Genomic DNA, 274 nt, shown 5'->3' on the forward strand with positions numbered 1-274 from the left:
GTACAACATCATTGTATTTTCCTGATAGTATTCCTGCTCCTACACTGTACCCACTTAATCCTACTCTATCTTTAAGATCAAGTTTGGTTGAGAATTTTTTGCCTTTATGTTCTTTAGAAGTTTTACTTTCATAAAATAGTTGATCTCCAGGTTTTATGACTGCATTTTTGTTCAGTTTATTTAATGCGATAGTTTTACAAACAAATTCAAGAAGTCTTCCTTCAACATTTCCTTGCTTTCTGAGTCTGTAATAAATCTTGTTCAAATTATCTTT

At 30.7% G+C, this 274-nt stretch carries 1 protein-coding gene; it reads right to left on the minus strand.

Annotated elements, in window-relative coordinates; all coding sequences use genetic code 11:
• On the minus strand, positions 1-274 hold a 274-nt coding region (locus PZC42_RS21255; protein WP_277214123.1), incomplete at both ends, for a hypothetical protein.

Source organism: Isoptericola croceus, assembly GCF_029382255.1.
GTDB classification, from domain to species: domain Bacteria; phylum Actinomycetota; class Actinomycetes; order Actinomycetales; family Cellulomonadaceae; genus Isoptericola; species Isoptericola croceus.